This is a genomic window from Arthrobacter sp. NPDC058097, assembly GCF_042884885.1.
In the GTDB taxonomy this organism is placed as follows: domain Bacteria; phylum Actinomycetota; class Actinomycetes; order Actinomycetales; family Micrococcaceae; genus Arthrobacter.
This window is the reverse complement of sequence record NZ_JBHVSZ010000001.1, coordinates 515236-536041: the sequence shown is the minus strand read 5'-3', so window position 1 is coordinate 536041 and position 20806 is coordinate 515236. Positions and strand designations below refer to the sequence as shown.

The following is a 20806-nucleotide window of genomic DNA, read 5'->3' as shown; positions in this document are numbered from 1 at the left end:
GTGGGGACTGGGCTATCGCCCACCATCCCCCCAATATTCCTGTAGTACGTCCTGGAGAAAATATGCAAAGCGCCGGCATGATGGCCCTCTTCCTATCCCGGTCGGACAGCCTGGCCACGAGCGCCCTGCCTGGGGCCCCCACGGTCACCGTGGAACGGGCGCCTCGGTCGGCTGCCTGGAACACCTTCCGTGGCAGGGCCGCCAGCGCACTGCACCGCCTCGCCTGGGCTGTTGAGCCTAAGGTGCCCGGCAGTCGCTGACCCCGGCGATAAACTCCCCGGCACCCGGGGGTAAGGCATGGACCATTCGGTTCCAAACCCCGGTACGCACCTCTAGCAGATCCTGGCCGGTTTCCCGCTTCTTGGCCAGGGGCGCTGCCGGCGCCCGGGCGGCCTAGAATCACTTTTAGTAATTTCCGTCCGCGCTTAACGCTTTGGAGTTTCGATGATCCGGAAGGCTGCTGCCCAAGACGCCGCCGCCCTTGCTGACCTGGCGGCCGCAACGTTCCCGCTCGCTTGCCCGCCCGGATCCTCGCTCGAGGACATCCGGCTCCACCTCAAACAGACACTCAGCGAGGAGCGGTTCGCGGACTACCTCGCCGACGGCAAGATCGCCATCCTGGTACTTGACGAGGACGGCCGGCTTGACGGATACACCCTGCTCGTCGACCGGCAGCCAACAGACCCGGATGTGCTCCGCGCCCTTGGTGACCGTAGGTCCGTTGAGCTAAGCAAGTGCTACGTGCACCCGGACCACCACGGACGCGGGGCGGCTTCCACGCTGATGCGGGCCTCCCTGAGCTGGGCCGCGGACCAGGGCGCGGCGAGTGTCTGGCTCGGGGTCAATGGCCAGAACGCCAAGGCAATCCGCTTCTACGAAAAATCCGGCTTCACCAGGATCGGGACGAAGTCCTTTACCCTCGGCGACTCGGTGGAGAGTGACTTCATTCTGGAGCACCCGCTCCCGGCGCAGGACTGACCACGCGGCCCCGCCGCGGGAAGGAAGCCAGCAGTTGCTGCCGCATGGTGAGCCGGCTGCTCCGGACCACCACGAAAACGCCGAGCAGTCCGGCCAGCAGCACGACGGCGCCGCCAGCGGCCACTGACCACCGGGCGCCGAAGGTGCTGCCGAGCCAGCCCATGAGCGGAGCGCCCAGGGCGGTCCCGCCCTGCAGGGTTGCCAGATAGAGGGCCAGTACACGGCCCCTGAACTGCGGCTCCACCGAAAGCTGGATGCTCGTATTGCAGCTGTTCAGGAAGGTCATTGAGGCAAGTCCCACCGGCACCAGGATGGCGGCGTACAGCCAGAACGACGGCGAGACGCTGCCGACCAGCGTGAAGAAACCCAGGCCCAGCGCCCCGCCGAGCAGGAAACGCAGCCGGGGGCCGGACCGGCGTGCGGCCAGCAACGCTCCGGCCAGGGTCCCGACAGCCATGATGGAGCCCAGGAGCCCGAATTCACCGGGCCCCATGCCGAATTCCGCCGTGGACATCAGCGCGTTGGTGATGGGGAAATTCATGCCGAATGCGCCCAGAATGCCCACCAGCGCGAGGATCAGCACCAGATCCGGACGCCGGCGCACATAGCCCAGCCCCTCCGCGACCTGGTGTTTGCTGCGGACTGCAGGCACGGCCGGGGCCACCCCTGCCGTGCGGATCCGGGCCAGCGAGATCAGGACGGCCGCGAAACTGGCGGCATTGAGCAGAAAGACTGGACCGGTGCCAACCCAGGCGATGAGCACGCCGGCGATCGCAGGCCCCGTGAGCCGCGCGGTGTTGAAGGATGCGGAGTTGAGGGACACCGCATTGGCGATGTCGTCCTGTCCCACGAGTTCGGAGACGAAGGCCTGGCGTGCCGGTCCGTCAATGGCGCTGGCAAGCCCCAGGCAGAGGGCGGCCGCATACACCTGCCACAGTTGAGCCACGCCGGTCACCACCAGGAGCCCGACGGCCAGCCCGCACAGGCCCATGGCCGTCTGCGTCCACAGCAGGATCACACGTTTCCGGTGCCGGTCGGCGAGAACCCCTGCGTAGGGTCCAAGCAGCAGCATGGGCAGGAACTGCAGGGCCGTGGTGATGCCGACGGCGGTTCCCGAATGGTCCGTGAGAATGGTCAGCACCAGCCAGTCCTGCGCGACCCTCTGCATCCACGTTCCGATGTTGGACACGAGTGCGCCGCCGGCCCAGAGGCGGTAGTTGGGGTTCTGCAATGCCCGGAAGGTGGCGCTCATCGGCCGCTCATCTCCTGCATGATCTGCGCGGCACGGCTCAGGGTCAGCCGGTCCTCCGGGCTCAGGCCGGCCACCCGCTGTGCCAGCCAGGCGGTCCGCTGTTCCCGCGCCTCCTCCAGGACGTCCACGCCGGCCGGGGTGATGCCCACCTGGATCTGGCGGCCGTCCTCCGGATGCGCTGACCGGGACACAAACCCCTGCTCTGCGAGGGCGTTCACAATCCGGGTCATCGACGGCGCCTGCACGTGCTCCCGTTCCGCGAGCTCCCGGGGTGTGCGCGGCCCGTCACCGTGGAGCTGGGCCAGCACCGTGTACTGGCCCGGGGTGATAGTCTCGCCGGTTGCCTCGACGCGGAGCCGGCGGGAAGTCCGCATCACGGCAGTGCGCAGGTCGATCGCCAGGGTATCGGGACTGATGGAATCGGTAACTTCTGCGTCTGTCGCTCGTGTTGGCGGCATCTGGCGCCTCCTAAAGGGTGATGATTAGCGCAGCTAATTAGCACTGCTAACTATTATCTTCCGAAGTTGGCGGGGCCGCAACCGCCGGCCGTGTGAAGTCTGTCTATCGGGAGCAGGCCATCAGCCGCTGCATCTGGACGCTGGCCTCGCTTCCGGGGGCCGGCGTGTAGACCACGATGTGGAGGTCGGGCCGGTCCGAGGGCGAGAGTTGGTGGTGTTCCAGCTGAAGGATTCCCACCGCCGGATGGTGGAACAGCCGCTCGCGGGATTCGAAGCCGAGGATGTCATACCGGTCCCAGGCCACCCGGAAGTCGGGGCTGGCCTCCTGGAGCCGTTCCACCTGGTACCTGATGTCCGGATCGCCGAGGCGCTGTCCGGTTTCGGCCCGGAACTCCGCAAGGAAGCGCTTGCTTGTGACCTCCCAGTCGGGAAGCAGGTCCCGGACGTAGGGGTCCGTGAAAACCAGCCACAAAAGATTTCGGTCCGGAGCAGGAACCTTGGCGATGTTGGGGTAGAGCGCCGCGTAGGCCGTGTTCCAGCCTGCGACTCCCCAGTCGGGGAACAGTGCGAAGGCCGGGTTGGGATCCAGTGCATCCATCAGCCGCTGAACGTGGGCCGGTGCGGTGGCGGCCGCGGGGCTGGCAGGCGCCGTTGTTGCGTAGCCCCCGAGCGACAGGACGTAGGCGAGCCCGGTGTCCGAGAGATGCAGGGATCGGCAGATGGACTCCAGGACCTGCCGGGACGGACTGATGTCCCTGCCCTGCTCAAGCCACGTGTACCAGGTGACGCTCACCCCGGAGAGGAACGCGATCTCTTCCCGGCGGAGGCCGCGCTCGCCCTCGCGCTTGCGGGCTATGGGCGGAAGGCCGTACTCGGCCCGCACTGCCTGGTCCCGCCGGGCCCGGAGGAAGAGGCCAAGCTCCTTGCGTCTCTCTGAACCCTGCACTGCTAAATACTATTACTCTGGTACTCCTACTACTAGTACCAGAACCGTCTTCCACTTGCCGGAAGGGCAGCGCAGGATGGTACTCATGCCTGCACTACGCTCTAAGACAGTCACCCACGGCCGCAACATGGCCGGAGCCCGCGCACTGCTGCGCGCCTCCGGCGTCGCTAATTCAGACATCGGCAAGCCCATCATCGCCGTGGCCAACTCCTTCACCGAATTCGTGCCCGGACACACCCACCTCGCCCCCGTGGGCCGGATCGTCTCCGACGCGATCCTCGCCGCCGGTGCCGTGCCGCGCGAGTTCAACACCATCGCCGTGGACGACGGCATCGCCATGGGCCACTCCGGCATGCTCTACTCGCTGCCGTCCCGCGACCTGATCGCCGACTCCGTGGAGTACATGGTCAACGCCCACTGTGCCGACGCCCTGGTCTGCATCTCCAACTGCGACAAGATCACCCCCGGCATGCTCATGGCCGCCCTGCGCCTGAACATCCCCGTGGTCTTCGTCTCCGGCGGCCCCATGGAGGCTGGCCGCGTGACCCTGACCGACGGCTCCGTGCGCTCCCTGGACCTGGTGAACGCGATTGCCGACGCCGTGGACGAGTCCATCTCCGACGCGGACATCAACCTCATCGAAGAGAACGCCTGCCCCACCTGCGGTTCCTGCTCCGGCATGTTCACCGCCAACTCCATGAACTGCCTCACCGAGGCCATCGGCCTCTCCCTGCCGGGCAACGGCTCCGTGCTGGCCACCCACACCGCGCGTAAGGCGCTGTACGAGAAAGCCGGTTCCACCGTCGTCGAGCTCGTAAAGCGCTATTACGACGGCGACGACGCCTCCGTGCTGCCGCGCTCCATCGCCACTGCGAAGGCTTTCGACAACGCCATGGCCCTGGACATCTCCATGGGCGGCTCCACCAACACCATCCTGCACCTGCTGGCCGCGGCCCAGGAGGCGGGCGTGGACTACGGGCTGGCCGAGATGGACGCCAAGTCCCGCCAGGTGCCCTGTCTGGCCAAGGTGGCCCCGAACGTCGCCAAGGACAAGACCTATTACATGGAGGACGTGCACCGCGCCGGCGGCATCCCCGCCCTGCTGGGCGAGCTGAACCGCGGCGGCCATTTGCACAAGGACGTCCACTCCGTGCACTCCGGCGACCTGGACGGCTGGCTGGACGACTGGGATATCCGCGGCGGCAAGGCCACCGAGGAAGCGAAGGCCCTGTGGCACGCGGCCCCCGGCGGCGTCCGCTCCTCGACCGCGTTCTCGCAGTCGAACGAATGGACTTCTTTGGACACCGACGCCGCGGAAGGCTGCATCCGCTCCGTGGAGCACGCCTACTCCAAGGACGGCGGACTGGCCGTGCTCCGGGGCAACGTGGCCGTCGATGGCGCCGTGGTGAAGACCGCCGGCGTGGACGAGTCCATCTGGACCTTCTCCGGCCCGGCAGTGGTGTGCGAGTCCCAGGACGAAGCCGTGGAAAAGATCCTGAACAAGGGAGTCAAGGAGGGCGACGTGGTGGTCATCCGATACGAAGGCCCCAGGGGCGGCCCGGGCATGCAGGAAATGCTCTACCCCACGTCATTCCTCAAGGGCCGTGGCCTCGGCAAGAAGTGCGCCCTCATCACGGACGGCCGCTTCTCCGGCGGCACGTCCGGCCTGTCGATCGGGCACATCTCCCCTGAGGCTGCCTCCGGTGGCGCCATCGCACTGGTGGAGGACGGCGACATCATCAGCATCAACATCAGTGAGCGCTCCCTTGAGTTGCAGGTCTCTGACGAAGTCCTCGCCGAACGCCGTGAGAAGCTCCTGGTCAACGGCGGTTACAAGCCCAAGGACCGGGACCGCCAGGTTTCCGCTGCGCTCCGCGCCTACGCCGCTATGGCCCTGTCCGCGGACAAGGGGGCCGTCCGCGACGTCTCCCTACTGGAGTACTGACCCGCAAGGGTCGCTGAGAGGCCCGGCCCCTTTCACTTATGCGGATGGGGCCCGGCCTTTTGTAAGGCAGCTCGTAGACGACCTCGAATGCCGGTCCCCGTTGGTGGCCACTCTTCCGGCGAGAGCCAGGGCACCGGCTGCGCCTTATGGGTGCAGCCGGTGCCCTTGTCCGTTTTCTGAGTCTTCCCGGCGGCCCTTATTCCGCGGTTGCCCCGAAGCCGGTGGGGTCGGCCAGGAACCGGGCGAATCCCAGCTCCGCGGCGCCGATCATCATCAGGTTGGATCCGAGCGCCGCGGGGTGCACCTTGACCTGGCCGGCAGGCCCGTCCATCGCCTGGGACAGCAGCAGGTCGTCGAGGGCGGACGGGGCGAGCTCGTAGAGGACCCCCAGGAAGCCGTCGAGGATGATCACCTCCGGGTTGAAGGTGTTGACGGCATTCCGCAGCGCGATGGCCAGGTAGCCCAGCTGCCGGGAGATCTCCTCCGCGACGGCGGGGCTGCTGGAAGCGCGCAGGGCCTGTTCCAGCTGTGGGGTGTCTCCGCCGCTGAGCCCGAGCAGTTCGAAAAGCCGGCCCTGGGATACTTCCGTTTCCAGGCAGCCGGTGGCGCCGCAGTGGCACGGTTCGCCGGCGGTCCGGACGAAGGTGTGGCCCAGTTCCCCGGCGTAGCCCGAGGCGCCGCGGAGCAGCATCCCATTGGAAATGATCCCGCCGCCGATGCCGCTGGCCCCGCCGTTGAGGTAGATGAGGTTGTCCCGCCCGGCGCCGGCCCCGAAGATGAGTTCCGCCTCGGCCGCTAGTGAGGCATCGTTGGCGGCCTGGCAGGCGTAGCCGGTGGCTTCACCCAGCATCCGGGCCACCGGTTCGTCCCGCCAGCCCAGGTGCGGCGCATGTGTGACCGTTCCGTTGTCGGGGTTTACGAGGCCCGGCACCGCCACCCCGATGCCGGTGATCCGGTAGGAGTGCTCCAACTCCGTGCGCATCCCCTCAATCACGGCGGCGGCGATATTGACCGCTTCCCGGGCGCTGGGAATCCGCTCTGTGGCGAACCGGATCTTCTTCTGGACGATGCCGCCGAGGTTGACCAGGCCGATGGTGACCGCGTCGATTTCCGGATAGACAGCGAGCGCCGCGATGGACGGGCTCGGGCGCACCTCGGGACTCGGCCGGCCCACCTGGGCCTCGCCCGTGGGGGCGGTCTCGTAGACCAGGCCGAGCGACGCGAGCTGGCCGATCAGGGTTCCGACCGTTGACCTGTTGAGCCCGGTCCGTTTCGTCAGCTGCGCCCGGCTGAGGACGCGGTGGTGGTGGACCAGGGATGTGATCAGCGCCAGGTTGTTCCGCCGGGAGGGGTCCAGCTCGCTGGGTGGGGCGGCGGGGACGGCCCGTTGGCGAGGGGAAGACATCATCGGAACGATATCAGCTGCCGAAGACCTTGGTGTCGAGGAAGCCGTTGCGGAACTTCCCTTCCGGATCGAGGCGGCCCGCGAGGGCCTTAAAGTCGGCGAAGCGGGGGTAGAGCGGCGCGAGGCGGGCGGCGCCGCCGTCGAACAGTTTGCCCCAGTGCGGGCGGGCGCCGAACGGCGCCAGCTCGGCCTCGATCACCGGGAGCGCGGCCTCGACGGCGGGCTGGTCCTGCCGCCAGGTGAGGTGCAGGCCGATGCTGTCGGTTCCGTAGTTCGGGCTCAGCCAGAGGCTGTCCGCGGCCATGGTGCGGATTTCGGAGACCAGCAGCAGGGGGGTCACCAGAGGGGACAGCCGGCGCATGGCCTGGATGGCGTCCACCGCGTGCTCGCGGGGGACGAGGTATTCGCTCTGCAGTTCGTCGCCCTTGCTCGGCGTGAATTCCATCCGGAAGTGGGCCAGCCTGTCCGACCACGGACCCGGGACGCCCAACTGCTGCGTGCAGGTGCTGCCGGAGACCCCGGGGATGGGGTGCCGGGCGTCCGTTGCCGGGATGCCGCCGAAGAAGCTGGTGCGTTCCGCGGCTTCTGCATCCGTCCTGGCCTTGAGCCAGGCCTGGCCGACGCGGTCGCCGCTCCAGTCGGTGAAGAGGCTGACGCTGTACGCCGAGGAGGTGACGCCGTCGAAATTCTCCAGCACCTGCTCCCACGAGAGGTCCTCAAAGACCGTCTGCGCCACCGGGAAGGCAGGTTCGATGTCCAGCGTCAGACTGCTGACCACGCCCAGGGCGCCAAGGCTCACCACCATCCCGTCGAAATCCGGGGTTTCGCCGCGACGGGCGGCGAGGATGCCGCCGTCGGCGGTCACCAGTTCAAGACCGGCGACTGCGGTGGCCAGGTTGCCGTTTCGGTCGCCCGATCCGTGGGTGGCGGTGGCGACGGCGCCGGCCACCGAGATGTGGGGGAGGGAGGCCAGGTTGTGCAGCGCGTAGCCCTGCCGCTGAAGCTCCGCAGCCAACGTTCCATAGCGGGTGCCGCCGCTCACGGTGACCGTCATGTTCGCGGCGTCCACGTCGATGGCGGGTGCAAGGTGCTCGAGCGAAACCAGGACGCCGTCGGTGTCGGCAATGCGGTTGAAGGAGTGCCGCGATCCGAGCGCGCGGAGCCGGGAAGCACCGGCCACCAGGTCCTGAAGCGCAGGCACCGTAGCCGGTTTGCGCACCTCGGCGGCGGCGTACCGGAGGTTGCCGGCCCAGTTGAACTCCTCGGTGTGCAGCTCAGTTCCTGCTCCGCTAACCATGGCCTGCCCTTCTTTTGGTGTTTTAGAGAACATAACACCGCTCAGTGCCGCTGGGATAGGGGTTGTCCGATATCTAGCACAAGAATTTCGCTCGGCAAAAATGGTTGACAGCACGCCAAAACCTAATATGTTTGTTTGTGGAACATTTACTGGATCTTCCCGCGGGACAGGTCCCTCCAAACCAAACGGGAGCACTCAATGGCGATTCAGCCCACGCGTGAAGACAAGTTTTCCTTCGGCCTTTGGACCATCGGCTGGGAGGCGCAGGACCAGTTCGGGTCCGCCACCCGCCCGCCGCTGGACACGGTGGAGGCCATCAACCGGCTCAGCGACCTGGGCGCCTACGGCATCACCTTCCACGACAACGACCTTTTCCCGTTCGGCTGCTCGGCCACTGACCGGCAGCGGGAAATCGACCGGCTGACCGGCGCGCTGAAGGCCACCGGCATGGTGGTGCCCATGGTCACCACCAACCTGTTCAGCCACCCCGTCTTCAAGGACGGTGGCTTCACCAGCAACGACCGGGGCGTGCGCCGCTTCGCCCTGCGCAAGGTCCTGGAGAACATCGACCTCGCCGCCGAACTGGGTGCCGAGACGTTCGTGATGTGGGGCGGCCGGGAAGGCAGCGAGTACGACGCCGCCAAGGACATCCGCGGTGCCCTCGAGCGCTACCGCGAGGCCGTGAACCTGCTGGGTGACTACGTGACGGACAAGGGCTACAACATCCGCTTCGCGATCGAGCCCAAGCCCAACGAACCGCGCGGCGACATCCTGCTGCCCACGCTTGGCCACGCACTGGCGTTCATCGAGACCCTCGAGCGTCCGGAGCTGGTGGGCATCAACCCCGAAACCGGCCACGAGCAGATGGCCGGGCTGAACTTCACCCACGGCATCGCCCAGGCGCTGTACCAGGGCAAGCTCTTCCACATCGACCTCAACGGCCAGCGCAGCATCAAGTTTGACCAGGACCTGGTGTTCGGCCACGGCGACCTGCAGAACGCCTTCTCACTCGTTGATCTGCTGGAAAACGGCGGTCCGCAGGGCGGTCCGGCCTACGACGGCCCGCGCCACTTCGATTACAAGCCCAGCCGCACCGAGGACATCAACGGCGTCTGGGATTCTGCGGCGGCCAACATGCAGACATACCTGCTGCTCAAGGAACGCGCCAAGGCCTTCCGCTCCGACCCCGAGGTGCAGGCCGCCCTGGAGGCGTCCCGGGTCTCCGAGATTAACGTGCCCACCCTGAACCCCGGCGAGGGCTACGAGCAGCTCCTCGCAGACCGCTCGTCCTATGAGGATTTCGACGCCGACGCCTACTTCGGCGGCAAGGGCTTCGGCTTCGTGAAGCTCCAGCAGCTCTTCATCGAGCACCTGCTCGGCGCCCGCTAGTACTGTGACGGCTGCACCCATGTCGCTCGTTGCGGGTGTCGATTCCTCGACCCAAAGCTGCAAGGTGGTGGTGCTGGACGCCGGGACCGGCGCCCTCGTCCGCGAAGGCCGCGCCGGCCATCCGGACGGCACGGAGGTCCACCCGGACCACTGGTGGCGCGCGCTTTCCGAAGCGTTCGACGACGCCGGCGGACTTTCCGGGGTCAGCGCACTTTCCGTCGGAGGCCAGCAGCACGGCATGGTGCTGCTGGACCGGGACGGCAACGTGCTGCGCCCGGCTCTGCTCTGGAACGACACCCGTTCGGCTGAGTCAGCCGCGGCCCTTACCGACGAGGTCGGGGCGGAGGACTATGCGAAGCGGACGGGTCTGGTGCCCGTGGCCTCTTTCACGGTCACCAAGGTCCGCTGGGTGCGCGACCATGAACCGGACGTCGCCGCCCGGGTGGCCGCCGTCGCACTTCCGCATGACTGGCTGACGTGGCGCCTGCGGGGTTACGGCCCCGTCGGCGCCAGCCCGCTGGGACCCGATCTGGGGCAGCTCACCACCGACCGCTCCGACGCCAGCGGCACGGGCTACTGGAACCCGGCGACCGCCACTTACGACCTGGAGCTGTTCCGCCTCGCGTTCGGCCGCGGCGCCGTCGAGGCCGGTACGGATGCGCTTGGTGCGGCCGGGCCGGCCGGCGATGCCGTGTTCCTGCCGCGGGTCCTGGCCCCCGGCGCGTCACCCGGCGACGTTCACCCTTCCATGGTGAGGGACGCTGCGGTGGCGGGACAGCAGGCGCAGCCCATAAGACTCGGAGCCGGCGCGGGGGATAACGCCGCAGCGGCACTGGGGCTGGGCGCCCGGGGAGGTGACGTCGTCGTGTCCGTGGGCACCAGCGGGACTGTGTTCGCCGTCTCCGACGAGCCGATCGGCGACCCGAGCGGGACGGTGGCGGGCTTCGCGGACGCCAGCGGCCTGTTCCTGCCGATCGCCGTGACCCTCAACGCCGCCCGCGTGCTGACATCAGTGGCCGGGCTGCTCGGTGTGGACTTCGACGAGTTGTCCCGATTGGCGCTGGAGGCGGAACCAGGTGCGGGCGGCGTGGTCCTGGTCCCGTACTTCGAGGGGGAACGGACGCCCAACCTGCCGCACGCGACGGCCAGCTTCTCGGGGCTGTCCATCGCCTCGACGACGCGCAGCAACGTTGCCCGGGCCGCCGTCGAAGGGATGCTGTGCGGTCTTGCCGGCGGGCTGGACGCCCTCCGCGGCCTGGGCCATCCGGCTGAGCGGCTTCTGCTGATTGGGGGCGCCGTGCAGAACCCCGCGGTCCAGCGGATCGCAGCCCAGGTGTTCGACCTGCCTGTGCTGGTTCCGAGCCCCGGCGAGTATGTGGCCAGGGGCGCGGCAGTGCAGGCGGCCTGGGCGCTGATGGGGGAGCGGCCGGCGTGGAACGTGGCCCTGGACAGCACTCCCGAGCCGGACTTCCGCCCTGCGATTGCTGAGCAGTACCGGGCGGAGCAGCGCAAGGTGGCCCAGGCCGCAGGCTGAGCTTGCCGAAACCTGCGGAACCTCTCCCGGCCGATGGGCCAGACTTATCGTCGATCAGGGCGTTTTCAAAGCTGGAAGCGCCCTGACCCGGCTTATTGGATTCGTCCCAGGACCGATCGAAAAAAGTTTTAGATCAGTCTTCGTTTGGGCTCCGAACAGCCCTTAAATGTCAGTCCCCCTAGGCAGACTGTGTTCATGGAGGTTCTCGGGAATTCAGCGGTAAAGGTAGGGGCGCTGCACGGCAGCGCTCCGCATGCTGCCGCAGTTCCCGAGGGCAAAGTTCCGAATGCCCTTTTCCCCGACGCAGCCTTCCCCTTTGGCGCCGTTCTCGATGGCTGGTTCACGGGCGAAGTGTTTCTGTCCGATGATGAATTCGCGGCTGGCGGGTTCCTGTATGACGATTACCTCGGCGCGGTGGTTCCGGAGGACCCCTTCCCCGGTGGGGAGTATCCCGGCGACGTTTTTCCGGAGGACCTCTTTCCCGGGCTCCTCGATAACCCGTTTCTCGAGCTCCGTTCTAAGGACCACCTGTTCGCGGACGCCTCCGGCGCGGCAAAGACACTTTTACGGGCCGATCTCAGCGCCGACGGTCCCGGACTTATCGACCAGACCAAGGCGCTGGAGAAATTCAAACGCTGGGCCACCGGCCAACAAGTCCGGCTTGCCGTCGAGTTCGAAGCGAGACAGCGCCAGGAACAAGCCGAACTCGCGACCGGGACCAGCCCCTCGCAGACCAGTCCCGGAACCCTGTCGGCTGAGGACTTGGGCAGGAAGCGTCCCAAGGAACACTCCCTGGGTGTGGCTGAGCAGATCGCCCTCGCCCGAGGTGAATCCCCGCACCGCGGGGGCCGGCTGCTGGGCATGGCCAAAGCCCTGGTCATCGAAATGCCGCACACCCTGGGAGCCTTGGATAGCGGCCAGCTGAATGAAGAAAAGGCCATGTATGTCGTTAAGGAAACAGCCTGCCTGGCGGTGGAAGACCGGGCAGCGGTCGACGAGGAACTCGCCGCCGACACCGGGACCTTCGACGGGGTCGGGACCCGCAGGGTCATCGCGGCCGTCAAAGCCGCCGCCACCCGCCGGGATCCGCGTTCGGTCACCCAACGCGCCAGCCACGCCGCATCCGAACGGTCGGTGAGCCTGCGCCCCGCCCCCGACTGCATGACCTATCTGACGGCCCTGCTGCCTGCCCACCAAGGCGTCGCCGTCTACAAGGCACTCACCCGGCAAGCCGACGCCCTGAAATCAGCCGGAGACCCCCGCTCACTCGGTCAGATTAAGGCCGACAGTCTCGTCGAATGGACCACCGGCATGCCCGGCGGGATCACCGGCATCGACATAAACCTCGTCATGACAGACCGCACCCTCCTCCAGGCCGACAGTGAACCCGCCCGCCTCACCGGCTACGGCATCGTCCCCGCAGAATGGGCGCGGGACCTCATCAACGACGAAGAAGGGGAGGAGAGCCGCGTTCAGCCGGCAACTGGCGAGGCAAACGCATCAGACTCACCCACAGGCAAGAAGAGGGCTGCGACCGGCCAGACGGACCCAGTGCGAGAACTGAAGGTCTGGCTTCGCCGGCTCTACACCGCCCCGGACACCGGCGACCTCGTCGGGATGGACTCGAAACGGCGGCTCTTTCCTCCACCACTGCGCCGCTTCATCCAAGTAAGAGACGACACCTGCCGCACACCGTATTGCGACGCCCCCATCCGCCACCATGACCACATCGTTCCGTGGCACGACGACGGTCCGACATCCCTCGCCAACGGAGCGGGACTTTGCGAAGCGTGCAACCACACCAAAGAACTCCCCGGCTGGAAAGCTCAACCCAGACCAGGACCAAGACACACCATCGAATTCACCACGCCCACCGGCCACATCTACCGCTCCATGGCACCACCGCTGCCGGGCAGCAGCCTGCGGACGATTGCAGATCCGCGAACCAGCGAATGCGGAGCCGGGCCGCCCGTAGTGAGCCAGCCTGGAACCGGGCCCCCCGTCGGCAGCCAGCCCGGCACGGGACCGGCTGGCACCGGAGCGGCTGATCGGACCGGCCGGCAGCGCCCTGTCGGGAACTCTTAGGCCCTAACGGACAGTGCCTGCCCGTTAACAGGTAAAGCGGCGGCGGAAATTCCGCCGCCGCTGGACCCGTCCAAGGGTGGAGTGAGCTCCTACGAGCTGACCTCCGCGACCTGCACCGCAAGCGTGGTCAATTGCACCGGCTCCGGACGGTCCGCCGTGCTCTTGATCTGCACTGCGGAACCCGTCGTGGCCGAGGCCAGCATGGACTCCATCACCTCCAGGACGTGGTAGGCGAGCTGCCCACCGGCGCGCGGCTCGGAGCCCGGCACTGTGGCGGCGAGGTCGGCGACCCCGAAGCCGCGCCCGGAATCGACGTAACCCGCCGAGGCCGGCAACGTTTGCCAGTCGTCCGCGCCCAGCGCGAAAACCTGGACATCGCCGTCGAAATGGTTCGGGTCCGGCACCGCCAGGGAGCCGCGTTCACCGTGGATTTCGATGTTGGGCGACTTGGACTTCACGGCGTCGAAGCTCATGAGCAGCGTGGACAGTGCGCCGGAAGCGTGCACCAGCACCCCGGTGACGTGTGAGTCGACGGTCACCGGCACCGTCTCGCCCGCACGCGGCCCCGAACCGATGGTCCGTTCGCTGCGGGTGTGGCTGGCAGCCCCGACCACGGAGACGACTGGTCCCAGCAGCGTGACCAGGGCGCTGACATAGTACGGACCCATGTCCAGCAGGGGGCCGCCGCCGGGCTGGTAGTAGAAGTCCGGGTTCGGGTGCCAGCGTTCATGGCCCGGCGTCACCATGGTGGCTGTTGCGCTGATCGGCGCGCCGATCAGGCCGTCGTCGATCGCCTTGCGGGCGGTCTGGATGCCGGTGCCGAGCACCGTATCCGGGGCGCAGCCGACGACGACGCCCGCCTCGCGTGCCGCCTCCAGCACCTGTTGCGCCTCGGCCGTGGTGGCAGCGAGCGGCTTTTCGCCGTACACGTGCTTTCCGGCGGCGATGGCTTTGAGTGCGACGTCGGCATGGGCGGCGGGGATGGTCAGGTTCAGGACGAGTTCGACGTCGTCGGCCGCCAGCAGCTCCTCAACCGTGAGTGCGCGGACACCTTCGTAGTCGTCCGCCACTGCCTGCGCGCGTGCGGGGTCGAGGTCCGCGACGGCCACGAGGCCGACCTCCTCCAGCCGGCGGAAGTTCGCCAGGTACTGCTCGACGATCTTGCCGCAGCCGATGATTCCTACATTTAGCGGCTTGCCCACAGCATGCCCCTTTCGATGATGGTGCGGACGTTGGTGTCCTGGAGAATCTCCACGCGGTGGCCGGGGGTGGCGACGAAGATGCGGCCCTTGCCCCACTGGCGGGTCCAGATGGCCGGCGAGGTCACTTCGCGGTTCCACGGGTCCCATTCGCGGACCTTTTGGGTGGTCGTGGCGAGGACGTCGATGTAGTCGTCGGCCAGGACCCAGTACTGCTCGGTGACGAGGTCAAAGTCGCCGATGCCTTCCGTGATGGGGTGGTCCTGCGCCGCGGGGAGCATATTGACTGTGTAGGGAACATAGTTGTCGGCCTGCTCGCCCTTGCGCTCGTCCGGGTGCTTGCCGGGGTGGCAGGCAAACTGCCCTCCGATCAGGTGCAGGTAGTCCGAGGTGTTCCGGTAGGAGTCGGCAATCCCGCCGTGCCAGCCTGCCAGCCCGGTGCCGTTCTCGACGGCGGTCCGCAGGCCCTCGAGCTCGTCCTTTTCGATGGTGGACATCGTCATGCACTGCACGATGAGGTCCACGTCCGCCATATAGTCGGCATCGGCGTAAATTTTGGGTGATTCCTCCACCCGCACCTCGTAGCCCTGCCCTTTCAGGTACGGGATGAACAGTTCGGTGGCTTCAATGGGCTGGTGTCCGTCCCAGCCGCCGCGCACCACCAAGGCAGTCTTGTTCTCGCTTGTCATGGTTTCCCTTGTTTGTCTGTTGGCTTTGTCAGGTTGTTGGCTGCGGCTTAGCGGGTGCTGAAGGCGGCGTCGAACGCAGCGGCTGGCGGGCTGATGGCGGCCAGGTCTTTGACCATGGCCAGCGCCTGGGGTGCGCCGACCAGCCTGTCCATGCCGGCGTCTTCCCATTCGATGCTGGTGGGGCCGGCGTAACCGATGGCGTTCAGTGTGCGGAAGATCGGTTCCCACTTGACGTCGCCGTGCCCGGCGGTGACGAAGTCCCAGCCGCGGCGCGGATCCGCCCACGGCAGGTGCGAGCCCAGCCGGCCGTTACGGCCGTTGAGCTGCCGCACGGACTCCTTCACGTGCACATGGAAGATCCTGTCGGCGAAGTCCTGCAGGAACATCACTGGGTCCAGGTCCTGCCAGATGAAGTGCGAGGGGTCGAAGTTCAGGCCGAAGCTTTCGCGGTGCCCGATCGCTTCCAGCGTGCGCTTGGCCGTCCAGTAGTCGTACGCGATTTCGGAGGGGTGCACCTCAAGGGCGAACCTGACCCCGGCTTCGTCGAAGACGTCCATGATCGGGTTCCACCGGTCGGCGAAGTCCTGGTAGCCGCGTTCGATCATCGCGTCGGAGGCCGGCGGGAACATGGCTACGCACTTCCAGATCGATGACCCGGTGAAGCCGGTGACGGTATTGACCCCCAGCCGTGCCGCGGCGCGCGCCGTGGTCTTCATCGCTTCAGCGGCCCGGGCACGGACGCCGTCGGGGTCGCCGTCGCCCCATACTGCGGGGGAGAGGATGGCCCGGTGCCGCTCGTCGATGGGGTCGTCGCAGACCGCCTGGCCGGTCAGGTGGTTGGCGATGGCGTGGACCTTGAGGTTGTGCTTGTCCAGGATGTCCAGCCTGCCCTGGAGGTAGGCGTCGTCCTCGACGGCGCGCTCCGGATCAAAATGGTCGCCCCAGCAGGCGATTTCCAGGCCGTCAAAGCCCCACTCCCCGGCGAGCCGGGCGACTTCTTCGAAGGGGAGGTCGGCCCACTGGCCGGTGAACAGGGTAATGGGGCGGGTCATGATGCAACTTTCTGCCAGCGGCTGTCGTCGCACGCGCTGGCTTCGACGGCGGCCAGTACCTTTTGCACCTGCAGCGCCTCGGCGAACGACGGCGACGGCTGGTGCCCGTCGCTGATGGCGTTGATGAGGTCCACCACCTGGTGCGTGAAGACATGTTCGTAGCCGAGGCCGTGGCCGACGGGCCACCAGTTGCCGGTGTAAGGGTGCTCCGGTTCCGTGACCTGGATCCGGCGGAATCCGGCGTCGGGCTCTTCGGCGGCGTCGTAGAAGGACAGGGAGTTCATGTCCTCGAAGTCGAACGCCAGCGAACCCTTGGTGCCGTTGAGCTCAAGACGCATGGCGTTCTTCCTGCCCAAAGCGAAACGGGTGGCTTCAAACACGCCGATGGGGCCGCCGTCGGAAGCACCTGTTTCGGTTGCGCCGCCCTCGAAACGGGCGCTGAAGATTGCTGCGTCATCCACCGTGACGGGTCCGGACTCCACGTCCTCGCCGGTGGCACCGTGCCCGCCGAGGCCAACGAAGTCCCCGCCCACGGGGCGTTCCTTCACGAAAGTTTCGAGCAGGGCCGAGACCCCGGTGATCCGGCGGCCCGTAATCCACTGCGCGGCATCGATGCTGTGGGCGCCGATGTCCCCGAGCGAACCGGAACCGGACTTTTCCTTGTCCAGCCGCCAGGTGAGCGGGGCGGTGGCATCACTGAGCCAGTCCTGGAGGTACTGGGCCCGGACATGGCGGATCTGACCCAGCCGTCCGGCGTCGACCATCCGCTTGGCAAGCGCGAGAGCAGGGGTGCGGCGGTAGCTGAAGCCGCACATCGAGTACACGCCGCGGGCTGCCGCGGCGTCGGCAGCGGCCGTCATCCGTTCGGCTTCCTGCACGGAGTTGGCCAGTGGCTTCTCGCACAGCACGTGCTTGCCGGCCTCCAGCGCCGCGATGGCGATCTCGGCGTGGGTGTTGCCGGGGGTGCAGATGTCGATCAGGTCGATGTCGTCGCGTTCGATCAGGCGGCGCCAGTCGGTTTCAGTCGACTCCCAGCCGAGCTTGTCCGCCGCTGCCCTCAGGCCGCCGGCGTTCCGGCCGGCGACGGCGGTGAGCTGCGGCTGCAGGGGCAGGTCGAAGAAGCGGGGGGCTGTCCGCCAGGCCTGGGAGTGGGCGGCCCCCATGAAGGCATAGCCCACCATGCCTACCCGCAGCGGCTTTGCGGTTGTCATCACATGTCCTTTCGTGAAAATCCGTCTGGTTACTTGCTGAAACCGGCGGTCAGGCCGCTGATCAACTGGCGGCGGGCGACGATGTACAGGACCAGCAGCGGCAGCGTGGCAAGCACCACCGAAGCGAGTACGGCCGGGATGTTGACGCTGAATTCGCCCTGGAACGTCCACAGCGAGAGGGGCAGTACCCGGGTGCCCGGGCTCTGGGTGAGGATCAGCGGGAAGAGGAAGCCGTTCCAGACGTGCAGGGCGTTGTAGATGCCCACCGTGATCACTGCCGGCTTGGTCATCGGCAGGGCCAGCCGCCACAGCATGGCCCAGTCCGAGCAGCCGTCCAGCCGCATCGACTCGAAAAGTTCGGTCGGAACGTCCCGCATGAAATTCGAGAGGATCAGGACTGAGACCGGAATGGCGAACGCGATGGACGGCAGAATCAGTGCCAGCAGGGTGTCGTAGAGATGGGCCCGGGTGATCATCCAGTAGATCGGGATGATGGTCGCATGCAGCGGAATGGCCAGGCCCAAAAGGAACAGGTTGTTGGTCCAGTTCACGAACCGACCCTTGCCCCGGACAATGGCGTAGGCGGCCATGAACGAGACGAACAGTGCCGGAATGACCGTGCCCAGAGTGACCACGACGCTGTTCAGGAAGTACCGAGCAAAGTCGTTTTCCAGGACCAGCTTGTAGTTGTCCAGCGTCGGCTCGGCGGGCGGGAGCATCGGGTTGGTGGCGAAGAAGCCTGCCTGGTTCTTCAGGCTGGTGATCACCACGTAGTAGATGGGCAGGACGATTACCGCGAGCCAGAGCCAGCCGCCCAGACCGCCGGGCAGGTTTGGCCGGCGCCGGCCGGTGCGCCGGGAATTCGGCCGCGGCGCGGACCGGGGGAGGGCCGGTGCCTCCGGCGCTGCGGGGAGCTGAGTCGTGGAAGCCATCAGGCTCCTTCCAGTTGGCTGTCGTTCCGGTTCTTGCCGCCGAGTCGCTGCAGGAGCAGGGCCAGGCCCAGCCCGATGACGATCAGGATGACGCCCAGTGCGCTCGCAGCACCCATGTCGTTGGCCTTGAAGCCGGTCAGGTACATGTGCAGCGGCAGGAGACGCGTGCTATAGCCCGGGCCTCCGCCGGTGAGCACGAAGATCAGGTCGAAATAGGCCAGGCTGCCCACCACCATGAGGGTGGAGGAGGTGATGATGGTGTATTTCAGCTGGGGCAGGGTGATGTTCAGGAACTGCCTGACCCGGCCCGCGCCGTCGATCTCCGCGGCCTCATACAGCGAGGCGGGGATCTGCCGGACGCCGCCTTGGTAGATGAGGGTGTGGAATGGGACGAACTGCCACGCGATGACGAAGACCACCACGAACAGGACGAGATCGGAGTTGCCCAGCCAGTCCTGGATCAGGATGGGCACCTGGAGGCCGGGGCCAAGGCCGAAGTTCGGGTCCAGCAGCGCCTTGAAGGCAATGGCAACGGCGGCCGAGGAGAGCAGGAGCGGCAGGAAGTACAGGACGGCGAGAGCCGCCCGGTACTTCTGGCTTCCCGCCGTGAAGACACCGAGCAGCAGGCTGATGGGTGCCTGGACGATGAACGAGAAGAACATGATCTTGGCGGTCACCAGCAGGGCGTTGCCGGTGACAGGGTCGGTGAGTACCGTGGTCCAGCTGGCCAGACCCTCAAGCCGGATCTCGCGCAGGCCGTCCCAGCTGGTGAAGCTGAGGAAGACGACGCCGGCCAGCGGGACGACGGCGAACACCAGGAAGAAGACAAGGGCTGGCGCTGCCAGCCACCCCGACGGGCCCGTGTCGCGGACCCGCCGGCGGTTGGAACTGGTGATGGTCACGCCGCTACTTCCCGATCGTGGCGTTCATCGTTGAGCTGAACTGCTCCGGGGTGATCTTCTTGAGGAAGATCTGGTCAAGGTTGGACAGCATCGCGTCGCCCTGCGCGGGGCTCAGCGCCTGGTCCCAGGAAAGCGTGAAGCTCGGCGCCTTCTTGGCCAGGCCGTAGACGAAGGTGAGGAAGTCCTTGTCGGGTGAAGCCTCGAGCTTGCTGTCGATGCCGTTGACTACAGGGACGGCGCCGGAGGCAATGAGGGCGTCGGTGTCGGCGTCGGTGAACATGCCGTCCTTGACGTAGTTGAGGGCCGCCTTCTTCTGCTCGTCGGTGGCCTTGGCAGAGATTGACCAGAAGTTGGAGGGGTTGCCCACCACGTTGGCGGGGTCGCCCTTGCCGCCTTCGACGGTGGGGAAGGTGGTGAAGCCGAGCTTGCCGCCGGTGACGAAGCTGCCGGCGTCCTTCTTCATGCCCTGGTAGATCCAGCCGCCCTGCAGGACCATGGCCGCCTTGCCCGTGTAGAGCAGGGCCTGGTCGGCGTTGCTGTCCGCGGCAATGGAGGAGAATCCGTTCACGAAGCCGCCGGCGTCCACCAGCTGCTGGATTTTGGTCAGCGCCTCGGTCACCGCAGGATCGGACCAGGCATTGGGTTTGTTGGCGGCGATGTTCGCGAAGACCTCTGGACCGCCGATGCGCTCCACGAGGTACTCCAGCCACATCAGGTCCGGCCACTTGGACTGGCCGCCCAGGGAGAACGGCGCGACTCCGGCTTCCTTGAACTTCGGCACCAGTGCCATCAGCTCGTCCCAGGTCTTCGGCGGCTGAGCGCCGACCTTGTCGAAGACTTCCTTGTTGTAGTACAGGACCACGGGCTGGACGTTGTTGTTGGGCAGGGCGTAGGTCTTGCCGCCGACTTCGCCGTTCTTCAGGACGGCGGGAAGATAGCGCTCCTTGACCTCGGGGTTGTCCTTGACGAAGGCCGAGAGGTCCTCCACCTGGCCCGCATCAACGTAGGACTTCAGGACGCCGCCGCCCCAGCCGTAGATGAAGGTGGGGCCTTCGCCGGCGCCGACGGCGGTGCGGACCTTGGTCTTGTAGGCATCGTTGGCGAAGAAGTCCAGCTTGATGGACTGGTCGGAGTGTGCGCTGTTCCAGGCCTCGACGGATTTCTGCAGCACCGGCTGGTTTCCGCCCGTCAGGCCCCACATGGAGGCCGACCCGTCACCGGCGGCGGTGGATCCCGCGGGGCCGCTGGACCCGCAGGCGGCCAGGCTCACCGAGAGGGCGGCTGCTGAGATTGCCATCGCGACTGAGCGCAACTTTCGAGTTGTCATCTAAACATTTCCATTCATCCATCGGGCTCGACGCTGATAGCCCGGTTTTGCGTGTACGGGAGCCCGCCTGGAATCCGGCGGCACAGCCCATGAACTGTTTGCTAAGACGTTCTCCGCAGCTTCGAAATATTTCGATAAAACTTGCGGTGTGAGATAAAACATAACGAGGAGATCCTGATGCGTCAAGAGTCTCCGGTCGCTTCGT

17 protein-coding genes are annotated in these 20806 nt (G+C 66.7%); 5 read left to right on the top strand and 12 right to left on the bottom strand.

The annotated features are described in order from the left end of the window. Positions 1–444 precede the first annotated feature (444 nt). Positions 445–978: a GNAT family N-acetyltransferase gene (locus ACFVTE_RS02540; protein ID WP_387096386.1), complete on the top strand. Its 534-nt coding sequence runs from the start codon at positions 445–447 to the stop codon at positions 976–978. Here ACFVTE_RS02540 and ACFVTE_RS02535 read toward each other — a convergent pair. The 3 genes from ACFVTE_RS02535 to ACFVTE_RS02525 all read right to left on the bottom strand — a co-directional run bounded on the left by ACFVTE_RS02535 (position 944) and on the right by ACFVTE_RS02525 (position 3634). After that, the gene (locus ACFVTE_RS02535) at positions 944–2230 is read right to left on the bottom strand and encodes an MFS transporter (RefSeq protein WP_387096384.1); all 1287 of its coding nucleotides are present in this window, start codon (positions 2228–2230) and stop codon (positions 944–946) included. The two genes, ACFVTE_RS02540 and ACFVTE_RS02535, sit on opposite strands and share 35 nt — an antisense overlap. Beyond that, positions 2227–2688 carry a MarR family winged helix-turn-helix transcriptional regulator gene (locus ACFVTE_RS02530; protein WP_387096381.1) on the bottom strand — a complete coding sequence of 154 codons (462 nt, stop codon included), beginning with the start codon at positions 2686–2688 and terminating at the stop codon, positions 2227–2229. Before ACFVTE_RS02530 ends, ACFVTE_RS02535 begins: the two co-directional genes overlap by 4 nt. A 103-nt stretch (positions 2689–2791) precedes the next feature. Beyond that, positions 2792–3634: a helix-turn-helix transcriptional regulator gene (locus ACFVTE_RS02525; RefSeq protein ID WP_387096378.1), complete on the bottom strand. Its 843-nt coding sequence runs from the start codon at positions 3632–3634 to the stop codon at positions 2792–2794. An 85-nt stretch (positions 3635–3719) separates the two neighbouring features. Between ACFVTE_RS02525 and ilvD the strand changes: the two genes are divergently transcribed. Next, positions 3720–5579 (top strand): dihydroxy-acid dehydratase, encoded by a 1860-nt coding sequence (gene ilvD, locus ACFVTE_RS02520; RefSeq protein ID WP_387096375.1) that lies wholly within the window; start codon positions 3720–3722, stop codon positions 5577–5579. A gap of 196 nt (positions 5580–5775) precedes the next feature. On the opposite strand, the gene ACFVTE_RS02515 is transcribed toward ilvD, so the two are convergent. Together ACFVTE_RS02515 and ACFVTE_RS02510 are read right to left on the bottom strand one after the other, a co-directional pair. Further along, a complete protein-coding gene (locus ACFVTE_RS02515) occupies positions 5776–6987 on the bottom strand; it encodes an ROK family protein (protein ID WP_387096373.1) in 1212 nt (403 codons plus the stop codon). Positions 6988–6997: 10 nt separating this feature from the next. Beyond that, positions 6998–8281: an FAD-binding protein gene (locus ACFVTE_RS02510; protein ID WP_387096370.1), complete on the bottom strand. Its 1284-nt coding sequence runs from the start codon at positions 8279–8281 to the stop codon at positions 6998–7000. Between the two features lie 198 nt (positions 8282–8479). Between ACFVTE_RS02510 and xylA the strand changes: the two genes are divergently transcribed. The 3 genes from xylA (at position 8480) to ACFVTE_RS02495 (ending at position 13289) form a co-directional block, all read left to right on the top strand. Then, positions 8480–9670: a xylose isomerase gene (gene xylA / locus ACFVTE_RS02505; protein ID WP_387096367.1), complete on the top strand. Its 1191-nt coding sequence runs from the start codon at positions 8480–8482 to the stop codon at positions 9668–9670. 19 nt (positions 9671–9689) lie between these two features. Continuing rightward, positions 9690–11204, top strand: coding sequence for a xylulokinase (locus ACFVTE_RS02500; RefSeq protein ID WP_387096364.1), 1515 nt, complete (start codon positions 9690–9692; stop codon positions 11202–11204). 195 nt (positions 11205–11399) lie between these two features. After that, positions 11400–13289, top strand: coding sequence for an HNH endonuclease (locus ACFVTE_RS02495; RefSeq protein WP_387096361.1), 1890 nt, complete (start codon positions 11400–11402; stop codon positions 13287–13289). Between the two features lie 89 nt (positions 13290–13378). Here the strand turns inward: ACFVTE_RS02495 and ACFVTE_RS02490 are convergent, their stop codons facing one another. The 7 genes from ACFVTE_RS02490 to ACFVTE_RS02460 are packed head-to-tail and all read right to left on the bottom strand — an operon-like array spanning position 13379 to position 20571. Then, the gene (locus ACFVTE_RS02490) at positions 13379–14491 is read right to left on the bottom strand and encodes a Gfo/Idh/MocA family protein (RefSeq protein WP_387096358.1); all 1113 of its coding nucleotides are present in this window, start codon (positions 14489–14491) and stop codon (positions 13379–13381) included. After that, positions 14476–15177, bottom strand: coding sequence for a ThuA domain-containing protein (locus tag ACFVTE_RS02485; RefSeq protein WP_387096354.1), 702 nt, complete (start codon positions 15175–15177; stop codon positions 14476–14478). The genes ACFVTE_RS02490 and ACFVTE_RS02485 overlap by 16 nt, the downstream gene beginning before the upstream one ends. Before the next feature lie 47 nt (positions 15178–15224). Beyond that, positions 15225–16229, bottom strand: a complete 1005-nt coding sequence (locus ACFVTE_RS02480) for a sugar phosphate isomerase/epimerase family protein (RefSeq protein ID WP_387096351.1) — start codon at positions 16227–16229, stop codon at positions 15225–15227. Next, positions 16226–17440 carry a Gfo/Idh/MocA family protein gene (locus ACFVTE_RS02475; RefSeq protein ID WP_387096348.1) on the bottom strand — a complete coding sequence of 405 codons (1215 nt, stop codon included), beginning with the start codon at positions 17438–17440 and terminating at the stop codon, positions 16226–16228. Before ACFVTE_RS02475 ends, ACFVTE_RS02480 begins: the two co-directional genes overlap by 4 nt. Before the next feature lie 29 nt (positions 17441–17469). Beyond that, positions 17470–18372: a carbohydrate ABC transporter permease gene (locus ACFVTE_RS02470; protein ID WP_387096345.1), complete on the bottom strand. Its 903-nt coding sequence runs from the start codon at positions 18370–18372 to the stop codon at positions 17470–17472. After that, positions 18372–19274, bottom strand: a complete 903-nt coding sequence (locus tag ACFVTE_RS02465; RefSeq protein WP_387096342.1) for a carbohydrate ABC transporter permease — start codon at positions 19272–19274, stop codon at positions 18372–18374. The genes ACFVTE_RS02470 and ACFVTE_RS02465 overlap by 1 nt, the downstream gene beginning before the upstream one ends. Positions 19275–19278: 4 nt before the next feature. Continuing rightward, positions 19279–20571 carry an extracellular solute-binding protein gene (locus tag ACFVTE_RS02460; protein WP_387096339.1) on the bottom strand — a complete coding sequence of 431 codons (1293 nt, stop codon included), beginning with the start codon at positions 20569–20571 and terminating at the stop codon, positions 19279–19281. Between the last annotated feature and the right edge of the window lie 235 nt (positions 20572–20806).